Source organism: Carnobacterium sp. (assembly GCF_045617425.1).
GTDB lineage: Bacteria > Bacillota > Bacilli > Lactobacillales > Carnobacteriaceae > Carnobacterium_B.
The window spans coordinates 1-15,402 of record NZ_JAZLIO010000009.1; the positions used below are offsets into that span (position 1 = coordinate 1).

The 15,402-nt window shown below is 29.6% G+C and carries 13 protein-coding genes and 1 pseudogene; 1 reads left to right on the forward strand and 13 read right to left on the reverse strand.

Features of this window, described 5'->3' with window-relative positions:
• On the reverse strand, nucleotides 1-545 hold a 545-nt coding region (locus ACKI3H_RS03340), incomplete at its 3' end, for a hypothetical protein (protein WP_407370869.1).
• 90 nt (nucleotides 546-635) lie between these two features.
• On the opposite strand from ACKI3H_RS03340, the pseudogene ACKI3H_RS03345 reads away from it, so the two are divergent.
• Nucleotides 636-1,170, forward strand: a pseudogene (locus ACKI3H_RS03345) (transposase); the annotation flags it as partial.
• A 347-nt stretch (nucleotides 1,171-1,517) separates the two neighbouring features.
• Here ACKI3H_RS03345 and ACKI3H_RS03350 read toward each other — a convergent pair.
• The 12 genes from ACKI3H_RS03350 to galU form a co-directional block, all read right to left on the reverse strand.
• Nucleotides 1,518-2,900, reverse strand: a complete 1,383-nt coding sequence (locus tag ACKI3H_RS03350; protein ID WP_407370870.1) for an O-antigen polymerase — start codon at nucleotides 2,898-2,900, stop codon at nucleotides 1,518-1,520.
• A gap of 399 nt (nucleotides 2,901-3,299) precedes the next feature.
• Nucleotides 3,300-4,499, reverse strand: coding sequence for a glycosyltransferase (locus tag ACKI3H_RS03355; protein WP_407370871.1), 1,200 nt, complete (start codon nucleotides 4,497-4,499; stop codon nucleotides 3,300-3,302).
• 3 nt (nucleotides 4,500-4,502) lie between these two features.
• Complete coding sequence (gene wecB, locus ACKI3H_RS03360; protein WP_407370872.1) at nucleotides 4,503-5,627, reverse strand: non-hydrolyzing UDP-N-acetylglucosamine 2-epimerase; 1,125 nt, start codon at nucleotides 5,625-5,627, stop codon at nucleotides 4,503-4,505.
• A gap of 1 nt (nucleotide 5,628) precedes the next feature.
• A complete protein-coding gene (locus ACKI3H_RS03365) occupies nucleotides 5,629-6,738 on the reverse strand; it encodes an NAD-dependent epimerase/dehydratase family protein (RefSeq protein ID WP_407370873.1) in 1,110 nt (369 codons plus the stop codon).
• A complete protein-coding gene (locus ACKI3H_RS03370; RefSeq protein ID WP_407370874.1) occupies nucleotides 6,713-7,759 on the reverse strand; it encodes a polysaccharide biosynthesis protein in 1,047 nt (348 codons plus the stop codon). Before ACKI3H_RS03370 ends, ACKI3H_RS03365 begins: the two co-directional genes overlap by 26 nt.
• Before the next feature lies 1 nt (nucleotide 7,760).
• Entirely contained in the window at nucleotides 7,761-9,008 is a 1,248-nt protein-coding gene (locus ACKI3H_RS03375) for a glycosyltransferase family 4 protein (RefSeq protein ID WP_407370875.1), read from the reverse strand.
• Nucleotides 9,009-9,023: 15 nt separating this feature from the next.
• Nucleotides 9,024-9,899: an NAD-dependent epimerase/dehydratase family protein gene (locus ACKI3H_RS03380; protein WP_407370876.1), complete on the reverse strand. Its 876-nt coding sequence runs from the start codon at nucleotides 9,897-9,899 to the stop codon at nucleotides 9,024-9,026.
• Nucleotides 9,892-10,515: a sugar transferase gene (locus ACKI3H_RS03385; RefSeq protein WP_407370877.1), complete on the reverse strand. Its 624-nt coding sequence runs from the start codon at nucleotides 10,513-10,515 to the stop codon at nucleotides 9,892-9,894. The genes ACKI3H_RS03380 and ACKI3H_RS03385 overlap by 8 nt, the downstream gene beginning before the upstream one ends.
• Nucleotides 10,484-12,370, reverse strand: a complete 1,887-nt coding sequence (locus tag ACKI3H_RS03390; protein ID WP_407370878.1) for a nucleoside-diphosphate sugar epimerase/dehydratase — start codon at nucleotides 12,368-12,370, stop codon at nucleotides 10,484-10,486. Before ACKI3H_RS03390 ends, ACKI3H_RS03385 begins: the two co-directional genes overlap by 32 nt.
• A 455-nt stretch (nucleotides 12,371-12,825) precedes the next feature.
• The gene (locus tag ACKI3H_RS03395; RefSeq protein WP_407370879.1) at nucleotides 12,826-13,533 is read right to left on the reverse strand and encodes a CpsD/CapB family tyrosine-protein kinase; all 708 of its coding nucleotides are present in this window, start codon (nucleotides 13,531-13,533) and stop codon (nucleotides 12,826-12,828) included.
• Nucleotides 13,534-13,547: 14 nt separating this feature from the next.
• Nucleotides 13,548-14,288 (reverse strand): YveK family protein, encoded by a 741-nt coding sequence (locus ACKI3H_RS03400; protein WP_407370880.1) that lies wholly within the window; start codon nucleotides 14,286-14,288, stop codon nucleotides 13,548-13,550.
• Between the two features lie 211 nt (nucleotides 14,289-14,499).
• Entirely contained in the window at nucleotides 14,500-15,384 is an 885-nt protein-coding gene (gene galU / locus ACKI3H_RS03405; protein WP_407370881.1) for a UTP--glucose-1-phosphate uridylyltransferase GalU, read from the reverse strand.
• Nucleotides 15,385-15,402: the final 18 nt, after the last annotated feature.

Here is a 15,402-nt window from a genome sequence, read left to right on the forward strand (position 1 = left end):
GTTATTTCTTTATTTATTATCATATATTCTGGTTTATACACATACGCTCCTATATAATTTTTGTTCATATTCTGCCTAAATATAAATTTTGTATATACTTTCTTTAATATAGTTTCTTTTTGATTGAAAAAACTATAAGCAAATGTCCCTTCTTCTATCATAAACAATTGCATCTTATTATTTTTATTTTTCATATAATAATAGATTAATTGAGATGGTAAGTCTGGCGAAGATATAAAAAACTTATCATAATTATAATTATAGTTATTTATTTTGTTTTCAAGTTTACTTTTATTTAATACATTTAATCCAGCTTTTAAATATCTAATCGTTCTGTGCTTACTAGATCCACCAGTAATTTGACTTGTTTCTAAAAACTGAATATTATTGAATAAATCAATTCCTTTAAGTGCTTCGTAATATTTTTTGTTTTCTTGGGCATGATCTAAGATTATTAAATCTATATTCTTTGTATTGAAATTAGATATAGATAGATTAATCATATTAATAATCTGAATAGGGGAACTGCAAACAAATAATATCATCTTAACACCTCTTTTATTAGTATTTATTTTTCGTTTTAAAAAAGTTGGTTAAATAAAAATACTTAAGTCAATAAACTTCAGTTGATTCTAAAATTAATGCAAGTTTGGACACCAGATGTCATCATTAGCTGGAAAGCGATGCCTATAGGTTATTCTATGCGAACCCTATATCTTCGATTCAAGGAAAAGGTATTCGATAAATTGACTCTGCCTATGAAAGGCAAACGGAAATCTAGTGGTCATCAAGAACGACGAGGAAAACAGGCTTTCACCCGAAATATCGCTGAAAAAGAGACAGATTCCACGGCATTTATTTAAATCCATCACCTTTGATTGTGGAAAAGAATTCTTCAATTGGAAGGCTTTATGCAACCAACGGGACATCGCCATTTATTTCTCCAATCCAGAAACACCTTCACAACGAGCGCTGAATGAAAGCTCCAAAGGTTTAATGTGAAAAGATGGATTAACAAAAGATTTGGATTTTAATCAAGTCGACCAAATTTTTGTCACTTCGGTCGCAAACAAGAGAATCAATATCCCGCGAAAGTCCTTAGATTATCAGACACCTCTGGAAGTATTTCTGAGTTATGTGGGTGAATCAACTTTGTCTAGCTTAATTTGACAAATCAAATTACTAAGAAAGAACAAAATAGAAAATTGTTCTGATCAAAGCTTTCCTGCCTAGAGTTTTACAATTAACAAGCTTATTTATACCGATATATAAATAATTTTCAATTAAAATAATAAGATTAGAGTAGATAGCTTTAATACTTAATTTTAAAAATAAAAATACAACTGTTATTAAAGAATGTTCTTAAAATGTTGCTTAAATAGTAAGGGTAGCATAGAGACCTTTAGGATTTTTGCTCAAAAAAGAAAATTAATTGTCAAAATTATCTAAATTATTCGCTTTAATGTATTACCATTTTCACAATCTTAAACTTCTGAGTAGAGTTTAAGATAGACTATTTATTTTAAAGAACATAATTTATCTATAGCTAATAATGTAATAATTGGCAAAATTCCACTTCCGATTGTAAAAGAAAGCGAACTTAGCAAATCTCCTCTCATAATGAAGAATATAAATCCAATCATGATAGGATAAACAACACTTATGAAAGAAACTTTTTCATATAGCCTCTCTTCTATTATTCTTTCGTGTTTATAATCTAAGGTACTAGTAATAAAAGCCAATACTATCGAGAATAAGATTACCCCCAATAATCCAAAATTTATGTAACCTTCCCCTATATATGGCATTGAAACGTTAGTAAAGTCCCATCCTAAAGATTTCGCAATAAATGCACCACTTCCAATTGGCTTATTAGGCCATATGCTACGGGGTACAAAAAATAGTATGCTTCCTAATAATTGCCCTCCTAAAGTAGTACCACTGATACTCCCATAAATTATACTTCTTGTGAGCATTGAATATGAATCGTAATTACCTGTTAAAAAGTCATCCACAGGTTTTGATACTGTAACATTTAAAGCGGCTAAATCTGAAAATGTATTATTCCTAAAAATATTAAGCAATGGGAATATAATAAATAGCCCAATAAATAGTAGATATTTAAAGAAATATTTGTTGTTAAACTTTTGTTTTACGGCTATCAATAAGCCTAAATAAATGACGGCAACCTGAAATCTAGGATTACCTGTAGGGAAGTTTAGTAGGACTGTAATAATTAACAATACTAATGCTTGAAATTTGTTATAAAATTTTTTATTATTTTGCCAATACACAATGTTCATCAATAATGTCGTCATCGGAAAACCTTTTAAAAAATTATTTACAACTAAGCTTGTTGTACCGTCAAGCCCTAGACTATTTGTTGACCTTGCAAAAAGATTAGTAAAACCAGTAACAAAAAATATATAACTTCCAGCAATTAGAGAAATTATAAATCCTATATCTAGCATTAATCTAACATTTATAAAGTTCACTAAAGTAATTTTTTTTGTGCTTTTCTTATATTTAGCAGTGAACTGATCATAAAAAAAATAATATATTGCTAGGAATATTAAAATTATAAAATTAGTAATAACTACTGCTCTGTCTGTAATTAAAGAAGCGTTATCCCATGGGAATGTTTTATTCACATATTGTATTATGGGAGCTAAAAACATAAAGGCAAACATAAACATATCAATTATATTGCTTAAAGAATAACCCAACTTACTACTTTTCAGTAATCTAATAAAAATTACAAAACCATTAAGTATAAAAGTAAACATAACAATTCCGCTTAAATTAGATATTGTTGTTTCTTTAAACATACTTATTATAAGAAAAAGCATAACAAAAATAAATATGTAAGAACTAAAAACATTTTTTTTATTCAATAACATTACTTAACACCTATTCCTAAGGAAATTTTAATATTATTCATATTAAATAATTTAGAAAGAATCTATTTTTTATAGAGCAAGATGAATGCGTTTCTATTTTCTTGATTGTTTGATTAAATATCAACTACTTAATCAAGTATCTTATTAATCTTCGCTCCAGAAATGAAGTAATAATTAGAATAAGGCTGTGCAGTGATAATAGACGATTTTTTTCACTCTCTATGCATTTTAAACTAATACATGTAAAATGCACATCCTAATATTTCTATTATTTTTCTATTATTATAGAAGAAAAACTTATCAAAAAAGCAAATACCTTCTAACTTATTTTTGTTCTATAGTTACTTCCATAAAAAAACAAAAAGACTTTAAAATTACTTAACATGATAAAAGCCTTTTTTACTTATTTTTCAAAAAAAGATATAGTTTCAAGTATTTTTTGTATACATCTCTTTTTTCGAACTTTTCCGCTTGATTTCTACATTCATATATTTTTTTTCTCTCATAATTAAAATTCAAAATATATTCATATAAAGATTGAATCTCGCCTCTCTCAATAACTTTTCCAGTTTTGGCAGTTACTGATTCTGGACTCCCGCCAGTATTAAAAGTTATTACCGGAGTCCCACATGCGAGTGCTTCTAAATTTGTAGTTGGAAAATTATCTTCTAAAGTTGGATTAACAAAAATATCCGCTGCTGTGTATATTGCAGCTAATTCTTTAATATTATTGGTTCTAGATATTGCTAAAATATTTGAATCCAGTTTTTTTATTTGTTTTTTATCAATCCCAACAAGTACTATTTTAAAATTGTCATCTAGTTGTTGTGCGAGTTGGATAAAGTAATCTAGTCCTTTCTTCTCATTCCACACACTAGCTACTCCAAGTATTATTTTTTTATTGGCTAATCCTGCATCAAATTTAAAGTGACTAGGTGTAACTTTAAACTTTGATAAATCAATTCCATTATGAATTACTTTTATTTCATATTCTGATAAAAAAGATTTTTTTACTATTTCAGCTAGCCAATGGGAAGGTGTAATAATAGTCATATTTTTTACTTGTGTAAACATCTTTTTTTTCTTTAAGTAGTTTTTTTTTGAATTATTAATTAAATAAGATTTAGGATATTCTAATTGTTGATACTTTTTTGTGCTCTTTATAGGTATTTCACCATTCAAATCCAAATCAAAATGTGCACTATGACCAGATATAGCCCAAGCATCATGAAGTAGCCATACTATAGGTATATCTACAGTGTCTAAGTAATTAAATAAAATTTCAATATTTAAATAATACCCATGAATATTATGTAGATGAATAATATCTGGGCCGTATTCTTCTATCTGTTTAATGAGTTTTTTTGTTGCTATTTTTGATCCATAACCATGTAAATCGAAAAATCTAGTTTTTAATACATGTGTATAAAAGTCAAAGTCATTCCCTATTTTCATAGTCTTATATCCTTTTGGTGCATTTCCTCTGCCATAGGCAATACAGCACTCGTGTCCTTCTTTTTCAAGTACATCGTATAAATCAGTAGCTATCCTGCCTGTGCTTCCAAAGCCGCACACACTATTAATTTGAAGAATTTTCACTTATTACTTCCTCCAAACTACTCTATTTATATAATCTGTGTATGATACTATTATTCTTAAAACTTTATCAGAAACATTCGGCATACTATAATCTGCTACATTTCTTAATTTACTCTTTTTTTGTGTTTCTAATATTATCAATGCTTGCAGAATTCTTTCCTTTTTCAATCCTACCATCATTACAGATGCTTCTTCCATTGCTTCAGGCCTTTCATGTGCTTGTCGAATATTCAGAGCTTTAAATCCAAGAATTGAAGATTCTTCACTAATTGTACCACTATCACTTAATACAGCTTTAGCAGTTAATTGAAGTTTATTATAATCATTAAATCCCATAGGCTTCATTAATTGAATGTTATGATTAAATGTTATGTTCTTTTCTTCAATCATTTTTTTAGTTCTTGGATGTGTACTAACAATAACTGGATAATTGTATTTTTCTGCTACTGCGTTTAAAGTAGCTACTAAATCCATAAAATTTTCTTCTGAACCGATGTTTTCTTCACGATGTGCAGAAACAACAAAGTATTTATTCTCTTTTAAATTTAATTTTTCTAATATAGTTGAATTTTGAATATCATCTTTTCTAGAATCTAATACTTCAAACATAGGACTCCCTGTTTTTATAATCCTATCTGCAGGTAAACCTTCAGCTAAGAGATATTCTCTTGCAATATCACTATATGTTAAATTAATATCAGCAGTATGATCTACAATTTTACGATTTGTTTCTTCTGGAACACGTTGGTCAAAACAACGATTTCCTGCTTCCATATGAAAAATCGGTATATGCCTTCTTTTTGCAGCAATAGCGCATAAACAACTGTTTGTATCGCCAAGTACTAAAAAGGCATCTGGTTGAACTTCTTCCATAATTGGATCTACCTTGATTAAAATATTTCCAATCGTCTCTACTGCTGTTCCAATTGCAGCGTTCAAAAAGTAATCCGGTTTTCTTAAATGGAAATCTTTAAAGAAAACTTCATTTAATTCATAATCATAATTTTGTCCTGTATGTACCAAAATATGTTCAATAGCTTCTGACTCTTCTAATTTATTGATAACTGCAGATAAACGAATAATTTCAGGCCTCGTTCCAACGACAGTCATGACTTTTAGTTTTTTCATTTTAAACCTCCACATAATAAGTATCAGGATTATCTTGGTCAAATAGTTCGTTTGCCCACATCACCGTTACTAAATCAGTTTCTCCAGTATTTACAATTGAATGGGTATAACCTGTAGGAATATCCACTACTTGCAGTTTGTCTCCTGTTACATTGTATTCAATGATTTCTTCTGAATCCAGTTTTCTAAAACGAATTTGTCCTTTACCACTAACAACTAAGAATTTTTCATTTTTAGTGTGATGCCAGTGATTTCCTTTAGTGATACCAGTTTTTGATACATTAATGGAAACTTGTCCTCTATCTGGTGTTTTTATAAACTCTGTGAAAGATCCTCTTTGGTCAATATTCATCTTTAAATCGTAAGAAAAATTGTCTTCTGGTAAAAAGCTTAAATAAGTGCTATATAATTTCTTTGTTAATTCATTTTCCATATCAGGTACCATTAAATCATTGCGACTCTCTTTAAAGCTTTTAATTGTTTTAGCAAGGTCCCCTAATGTAATATGATAATCTTTAGTTATTTTTTGAATTTTTTCTTCACTACTTATTTGATTATTTAAAATAGAAACAAATTCCTTTATGACATCATCAATATAACAAAAAGTTAGCTGTGCATCTGGATTATTAATTTGTATATCTATATTTCTTGCAATGTTATAACAATAAGTTGCTACTACAGTGTTGTAGTTTGGTTTACTCCATTTCCCAAAAACATTTGGTAACCGATATACATATACTTTAGAGCCAATTTGTTTTCCATAATTAAAAATCATTTCTTCTCCAGCTTTTTTACTTTTGCCATAAGGGTTGTCTTGCTCAGCTTGGATAGAAGAAGTCATTAAAACAGGAGCTTTGTTCTTATTTTTCTTCAGAAGTTCAAGTAGTTGAAAAGTGAAATAAACATTACCTTTCATAAACTCTTCTTCTTTTTCTGGTCTGTTAACCCCAGCAAGATGAAACACAAAGTCACATTCATTTGTATATTTATCTAATAAATTCCAATCTGTATCTCTGCTAACTTGAAATATATCTCCATACCCTATATTTGTTAATTCAGCTATTAAATTTTTCCCGATGAAACCTTTAGCCCCTGTTACTAATATTTTCACTATAAATACCCCACTTAACCAGTTCATCTTGGATATAATCTAATTTCAATAGTTTATCAACCAGTTCATCTACTGTAAGTTGATGAGTATTATCTGAGTTATATTCATCAATATGTACAGCATCTTTATTTCCTTCTTCAAAGAATTTGCCGTAATTTAGGTCTCGTTTGTCTGAAGGTACCCGGTAAAATCCACCCATATCGATTGCATGAGCCGCTTCCTCTTTGGTTAATAAAGATTCGTACATTTTTTCACCATGTCTGATTCCGATGACTTCAACCGGTACATTTGTTTTAAATATTATTTGTAAAGCTTTTACCAAAGTATCAATAGTACTTGCTGGTGCTTTTTGTACCATAATATCCCCTTGTACAGCATTTTGGAAAGCAAAGATAACTAAATCAACAGCTTCTTCTAAGCTCATCATAAAACGCGTCATACTACCTTCTGTAACGGTAAGTGATTTACCCTTTTTTAATTGTTCAATAAATAAAGGAATAACACTACCACGTGAAGCCATAACATTTCCATACCTTGTACCACATATTAAAGTTTGTTCTGGGTCAACATTACGAGATTTTGCGACAAAAACTTTTTCCATCATAGCTTTTGAGGTTCCCATAGCATTAATAGGATATGCTGCTTTATCTGTAGATAAGCAAATCACTTTTTTAACTCCAGCTTCAATAGCAGCGATAAGTACATTATCTGTACCTATAACATTCGTTTTTACAGCCTCCATTGGAAAAAACTCACACGAAGGTACTTGTTTTAAAGCTGCAGAATGAAATACATAATCCACATTGTACATAGCATTTCTAACACTGTTAATGTCTCGTACATCACCAATGAAATATTTAATTTTAGGATTATTATATTTTTTTCTCATGTCATCTTGTTTTTTTTCATCTCTTGAAAATATTCTAATCTCTTTAATACCACTATCTAAAAATCCTTTTAGTACTGCATTTCCAAATGATCCAGTACCACCTGTTATTAATAATATTTTGTTATTAAACATTTTAATACTCACCAACCTTTACTTTTTCATCATCAATAAGCTCATTAATAATCTCATAATATTTTTCTGTACATAATTCTCTTCGGTACAAATCATTAAATAACTTTTTTGAGTTTATTGCTCTAATATTATTTTCTTGAACATTATTTTGGTATTCTAAGATTAGGTTTACAAGCATACTTACGTCTCCTTGATGTATATTTGTTCCTGCGTTGTATTCTTTTAAATTATTAGCTATGTCAGTGTCATCTGTCATTATCGCAATGACAGGTTTACCTGCAGCAAAATACCCATATGTTTTGCTAGGTACTCCAATCCCTTCCACACCTTTTTCTAAACTTACTATGGTCAAATTAGAAATCCGTAATACTTCTTTATAATCATTCCCTTTTAAAAAACCATATAACTTACAATTATCCAATTCATTTTCTTTGATAAATTTTTCTATTGCTTGTACTTTACTTCCATGGCCACAAAATAAAAAGGAAATATTTTTATTTTCTTTTAAGTTTAAAGCAGCATTAAGTATAGTATCTATATCTTGCATTGGTCCCATATTACCACTATATAAGACAACAAAAGGTCTATTTTCTTTTATTTTTAGAAATTCGTTATTTTTTATTTCTATATTATTTTCAATTATTTCATTATACCAGTTTGGTATGATGACCAAATTTTCAGCGTTTATTGCAATCTTATTTTTTATTAAATAACTTTTCATTTCATTTCCTAAAACAACAACTTTAGATGCTGTCGTATAAACTCTTTTATTAATCAACTTCATTGTTTTTTCAATAATAGATCCTTTACTTATTGCTCCCAATAATAAAGCATTATCTGGATAGATATCATAGGCAATAAAAATGTATTTTGTCTTTGTAAATAAAGAAATTATATACGGTATCAAAGGAAGTATTGGTGGGTTTGAATAAACAATTATCGTCTTATATTTAAACATTCTTGGAGTTTTTAATACTATAGAAAAAAAGAATGAAAAAAAATTAATAATTCGTCCAATTTTTGTTTTATTATTATGCTCTGTATAATTTACTCTGTGTATACCGATTCCTTTATAAACCTCTTTTTTTTCAACTTTCTCTCCATCGTAATATTCTTTCGGAACTCCACAGATAACATCTACAGATAATCCTTTTTTTACAAGGTCCTCCGCCAAATCAGTGGGGAGAGTTGCTGAAGAAACATACTCAGGATAAAAATATTGACATAATATTAATATATCTTTTTTCATTTACAGCATTCCTCTTCAGTTATTTTTTTTGGATAACATAATTGATTTTTCAAACTCTATCTTAGAATAGTCAAAATTATTGTAATTCGAAAGATTTCTATCTATAACTAAGTTACCAAACAACTTTATAAAAACACTTCTATTCTCTCCGAATTTATAAATAAATTTAGACATTAACTTAGAAAACCTGATTTTTTTTGAATTTTCTAAGGCTATTCTCTTTACTAACGTTGTAGTGTTTACATATTCTCTATTTTGAGGGAAAAACAATCCCCTGTCATTATTATCTATTAATAATTTTATGAATTCAGATAAATTATCTACAAAAATCATACTCCTTTGATTATTAATTAAAGGAAATATTGGCATTTTTAAAACTAAATTTTGAAGTTTTTTAAAATTACCAGGAGCATCTTTTCCGTATATCATCGGAGGTCTAATAATAGCAATTTTAAATTGCTTATTATTCATTTTTTCTAATTCTTTTTCTGCTGCTAATTTACTTTTTCCGTAAAACGTAGTAGGTAAGTATGGTGTTTGCTTGTCAATTATTATTTTGCTTTTAAGTGAACCACTTAATCCATAAACAGAAATAGTACTTAAAAAAATAAATTGAGTTACCCCTTGTTCATAAGCTTTTTTAGCTATATTCATAGTTAATTTCTTATTTATTTCATAAAATATCTTTTCGCTTTCTGTACTCTCTTTTCTATGAACTAGTCCAGCTACATGAACAATCACATCAAAATCAGAAAAATTCAGTTCTTTCCATTTATCATTTCGTATAGATTCTTTTACAACTTCATATTCATCAGGTTCTTTATTAAGCCATTCAGCTAGTTGATTTCCAACATAGCTATTTTTACCAGTTATTAAAATTTTTTTAGTCATTTTTCATTGCCTCGCGATTCTTCAGTGATCCTGTTCCACCTTCGACAACACCATCATTTTTCACTACGCTAATAATGGTGCCAATAAAGCATTTCACATCAAATAGAAAACTTATATTCTTCATGTATTCACCATCTAAAACTGCTTTTTTTTGAATGGGAAGTTCATCCCGTCCATTGATTTGAGCCCAACCGGTTAGTCCTGGATAAATATCATTAGCATGGAATTTATCGCGTTCATTTACTAAATCATATTGATTCCATAAAGCTGGTCTTGGACCAATGATACTCATTTCACCTTTAAGGATATTAATCAATTGAGGTAATTCATCTAAACTTGTTTTCCTTAAAAATTTACCTGCTTTTGTAATAAAAAAATCTGGCTTCTTCAATAAATGAGTGGGTGCATCACTTGGGGTATCTACTTTCATAGTCCTAAATTTATAAATCTTAAACAATACTTTGTTTTTCCCAACTCTTTTTTGCTTGAAAAAAATCGGCCCTTTTGAATCCAATTTAATAGCTAAAGCGATAAGTAAAAATAATGGAGATAATATGATTAGACCAATTGATGTTAACATAACATCAATAACTCGTTTGAATATTTTTTGGTACATCATTATAAACTCCTTCATTTTTATTTTGAGCGTAGCTAACAGCATTTTTTTCTGACTTCTCGTTTGCGAATCCAATCAACCGTTCTTTAAGTTCTTCACTGCTACAGTTATCTAACGTATATACAAATTCCATAACATTACCTAAAGGCTTGTCAGTCACTTTGCCAACAAATATTTTTTCATACACTTGTTGATCAGTTTGTTCGCTATCTACTAGTAATTCTTCGTAAAGTTTTTCTCCAGGTCTAATACCCGTTTCAAGGATAGGAATTTCATTTTCTGTAAATCCACTAAGTTTGACCACTTTTTTAGCTAAATCAACAATTTTAACAGGTTCTCCCATATCCAGTATAAAAATCTCTCCACCTTGAGCCAAGGCTCCAGCTTGAATAACTAACCGACTAGCTTCTGGTATTGTCATGAAGTAACGAGTCATGCGAAAGTCAGTCACAGTAACCGGTCCACCACTTTTAATTTGTTCCTTAAATAAAGGCACAACACTTCCACGGCTGCCTAAGACATTGCCAAATCGCACTGCTGCAAATTTTGTGTTTCCTGGTTCATTTAGTCCAGTAACAATCATTTCAGCAACACGCTTAGTTGCTCCCATAATATTCGGAGGATTCACGGCTTTATCAGTTGAAATCATGACAAAACTATTTACTCCTGCTGCCTTAGCAGCTTCAGCCATATTTTTAGTACCATATATATTATTTTTAACGGCTTCTCTTGGATTGTATTCCATCATGGGTACATGCTTATGAGCTGCAGCATGATAAACACGATCTGGTATGTATTGTTGCATAACTTCAAAAATTCTATTACGATCTTGAATATCTGCAATTATAGGAACAATTTCAATTTGTCCAGTGTACTTATTATTTAGTTCTTTATTGATTTGATAAATAGAGTTCTCACCATGTCCTAACAAAATAATTTTCTTGGGTGAGAATCTTGCAATTTGACGACAAATCTCTGAGCCAATTGACCCTCCTGCGCCACTCACTAATACTGTTTTCCCAGAAAGCTTTGTAGAAATTTTTTGCATGTCTAATTTGACTTCATCCCGTCCTAATAAATCTACAACATCAATTTCTCTAAATTGACTAACAGATAATTTCCCTTGTAAAACGTCTTCTATAGAAGGCATTTGATTAACCGTGATCTCCGCTTGATTACAAATATCTAATATTCTTTCATACTCTTTTGGTTTTAAAGAAGGGATGGCAATTGTAATTTGCTGAGCTCTATATTTTTTCACCAGTTCAGGAATATCCTTTATATTTCCGATTATAGGTACTTCATACATCAACGTTTTTAATTTCGAAAAATCATCATCAACAATTCCAACAACTTTTACATCACTAGGGTTGCGTTTTAAGCTACGTATAAAAACACTGCCACCATTACCCGCACCTACAACAAGTGTTCTGATTTGTTGTTCAACTAAGTGTCCATGTAACTTCTTATATTGGTGTTCATTAAAGATACGCCACAGAATTCTACTTCCAACTATACTTGCTAATGAAAAGATATAAGTCAATACAATAAACCTAAAACTTACTGTCTGTAACAACACTACAGAAATAAGTCCAGAAGCAATAAATGAAAAAGAAACACAAGCTACTACAGCTAGAGATTCACGTATACTTGTATAGCGATTAATCTTAGAAAATAACTTGTATTGAGTTGCAAAGATTAGATAAAGAATGATTGTTAATCCTAAAGTTGTAGTAAATGATTGAACTGTAAGTGCAATATAAGGATCTAAAAAGAAATATGCTATCAATCCTGATGTCAATATAGAAAGACTATCAAATCCAATCAGAATACTTTTTTTTATTTTCCTACTCATAATTTTTCTGAACTCCTCCTTTAAAATACAATAAAAAAGTTTTGTGAATTTAGTTTTTTTATTGTATTAGCTTTAAATATTTCAAATTAAAGCTTACGTAAAATGTAGAATCGTATTCATAGAAAATATAGATTAGTAAATAATATTTGTATTTATGAACTAATTTTTTTCAAAGAGATATTTTCTAAATAAATCTCCTAATATATGTACTTTTTATTATGATTTTATTTTAACTGAAATAGCTCGATTATTTAGTTTCTCCTGTAAAATTTCAACAAGTTAGTATATAAAAAAAAATAAATAATGTATACATTATTTATTTTTTTTTATACTGTACCTAAGAAAAAAGTGACCTTCTTAGCAAAGACAGGATGTCTATTGCTAAGAACCCTCTAATTATTTAGTTGCGGAACTAATTTAAAAGAAGTGATGATAAAGTGAGTTCATCATCACATTCACTCACCTTCCCCATAGTAATAATAATTATTATCACCTTTCAATTCCACTCTATTGAACACTACACCAATAACATTTGCTTTTACTTTTTCTAGTAATTCTTTTGATTTCGTCACCATTTCTTTGTCTGCACCATTCTTATTAACCACAAAGATAGTACCATCAGCTTTACTTGCCATCACTTGGGCATCTGTAACCGCAATAACTGGTGGCATATCAAAGATAATCAAATCAAATAACTCTTCAAATTCTGTCATTAGTTGATTCATTCGATTAGATGCTAATAGTTCAGATGGATTAGGCGGAATAACGCCACTTGTAATAATAAATAGTCCTTCGGTATCCAAATGATGAGCAATATTTTTGATTTCAACTTCTTTTTCTGTCAATAAAGTTGTCAATCCATCACGATTAGGTAATCGAAATGTTTTGTGAACTGTCGGTTTACGCATATCAGCATCGACAATCAAAACTTTTTTTCCTTGCATGGCAAACGTAACTGCTAAATTAGCTGATATCGTTGACTTTCCTGCTCCTGGGCCAGCTGAAGTAATAACGAGTGTTTTCAGATTTTTATCTACCATTGAAAATTGAATGTTTGTACGGATCGTTCTGAATTGCTCTGCAATGACTGAACTTGGTCTTGTTAAAGTTACTAAACTAGGTCGTTCATTTGTTTCTATTTGTTTCTTCTTTTTATTAAACACTTCTCTCACCTCTTTTATACTCTACTTTTCGTTCTTCTGGAATTTAATTCTGGTCGTTTAACTTTTACTTCAGCATGTAATTCATCATTTGACATTTCAGAAACATTTCCAAGTACTGACCAGCCTAATTTTTCTGTAATAAACCGCTCATCTCTGACTGTTTTATCCATGAATTCTAATAAGAATGCAATCCCTACACCTATCATTAATCCAATAAGTAAACCAATCACTAAATTTAATAAATTATTTGGAGAAATTTGATTGGTATTAGGTACTGCTTCAGAAATAATGGTCACGTTTTCCACATTCATAATATTCCCTATTTCACTTTGGAAAGTATTAGCAACAGCGTTTGCAATATCTGTGGCTTCGTATGGACTTTCATCAGTTACTGTTAATGAAAAAACTTGTGAATTTTCTTGCGTTGTAATTTCAACTTTATTTGATAATTCAGTTGCTGTTAAATTTGTTCCTAAGGTTTCACGAACTTCATTTAATATAACTGGACCTTTTATAATGTCTTTATATGTATTGATCATCTGCACGTTAGTATTGATATCAGTAAGTTGAAGTCCTTCCGCAGATTCTGTTGTCCGATTTACCAATATTTGAGTTGTAGCATTGTACTGTGGAGTTGCAATAAAAAACGTAAAGCCAGCCGCTACAATCAAAGCAATCAGACCTAAACTCATGATCATTGACAAGCGTTTTTTTAATGTACTAAATAATTCTGTCAAACTTATTTCTTCTTCCATGTTTTCCTCCTGCTTATACCTTTTTTATTAAATCAATATTAATTTTTTTATGACATTAAACAGTATACCATACGAATTTTCTTTGTGAACTTAATTGTGACAAAAAAATGTTTTTTTTATTTTAGTTCTTTAATAATTTTCCATCATTTTATTATTTATTTGTAATCTATAAAAAAATAAAGAGCATATGATTAGCTCTTTATTTTTGAAATTATAACCTACCATCTAATTCCTTACTTAATTTAATAATATATTCTTTTAAATTATCTTTAATCTCTTTATGTTCAAGTCCATATTCAATATTTGTCATCATATAACCAAATTTGTCCCCAACATCATAACGTTTCCCTTTGAATTCATGGGCTAAAACTTGTTGTGTTTTATTAAGCGTTTCAATAGCATCCGTTAATTGTACTTCGTTTCCAGCACCTGGTTCTTGATTTTCTAATACTTCAAAAATCTCAGGTGTTAATAGATACCGACCAATAATCGCTAAATCACTAGGAGCATCATCTGGTTTTGGTTTTTCAACAAAGTGATTAACTTTATATAAATCTTTAGAAACTTCTCCATCAATATCGACAATTCCATACTTAGATGTGTCTTTATGTGGAACACGCATTGTAGCCAACACTGAAGATTGAGTTTCATCGTAATGGTTCATTAATTGTTTCGTCAATGGAATTTCATCAACCATCAAGTCGTCACCAAGCAATACAATAAAGGGTTCATTTCCTACAAAACTTTTACCATGTAAAACCGCATCTCCTAAACCTTTAGGATAAGACTGACGCACAAAATGCAATTTAATCTTTGTAGTACTTTCAACTAATTTTAATAATTCGAACTTTTCTTTTTCTTGTAGATTTTGTTCTAATTCAAAGTTAGAATCAAAATGATCTTCAATTGATCGCTTGCTTCTTCCAGTAACGATTAAAATTTCTTCAATTCCTGAATCAATTGCTTCTTCAATAATAAACTGAATTGTTGGTTTATCTACAATTGGCAGCATTTCCTTTGCAGTAGCTTTTGTAGCTGGTAAAAAACGAGTACCTAAACCAGCTGCGGGAATAATAGCTTTTCTTACTTTTGACATATTCATTACCTCCATTAT

What these genes read in the sequence shown, in the direction of transcription:
- ACKI3H_RS03350 (WP_407370870.1), bottom strand. Translation starts at nt 2,900, where the DNA reads ATGTTATTGAATAAAAAAAATGTTTTTAGTTCTTACATATTTATTTTT.
- wecB (WP_407370872.1), bottom strand. Translation starts at nt 5,627, where the DNA reads ATGAAAAAACTAAAAGTCATGACTGTCGTTGGAACGAGGCCTGAAATT.
- ACKI3H_RS03370 (WP_407370874.1), bottom strand. Translation starts at nt 7,759, where the DNA reads ATGTTTAATAACAAAATATTATTAATAACAGGTGGTACTGGATCATTT.
- ACKI3H_RS03375 (WP_407370875.1), bottom strand. Translation starts at nt 9,008, where the DNA reads ATGAAAAAAGATATATTAATATTATGTCAATATTTTTATCCTGAGTAT.
- ACKI3H_RS03380 (WP_407370876.1), bottom strand. Translation starts at nt 9,899, where the DNA reads ATGACTAAAAAAATTTTAATAACTGGTAAAAATAGCTATGTTGGAAAT.
- ACKI3H_RS03385 (WP_407370877.1), bottom strand. Translation starts at nt 10,515, where the DNA reads ATGTACCAAAAAATATTCAAACGAGTTATTGATGTTATGTTAACATCA.
- ACKI3H_RS03390 (WP_407370878.1), bottom strand. Translation starts at nt 12,370, where the DNA reads ATGAGTAGGAAAATAAAAAAAAGTATTCTGATTGGATTTGATAGTCTT.
- ACKI3H_RS03400 (WP_407370880.1), bottom strand. Translation starts at nt 14,288, where the DNA reads ATGGAAGAAGAAATAAGTTTGACAGAATTATTTAGTACATTAAAAAAA.
- galU (WP_407370881.1), bottom strand. Translation starts at nt 15,384, where the DNA reads ATGTCAAAAGTAAGAAAAGCTATTATTCCCGCAGCTGGTTTAGGTACT.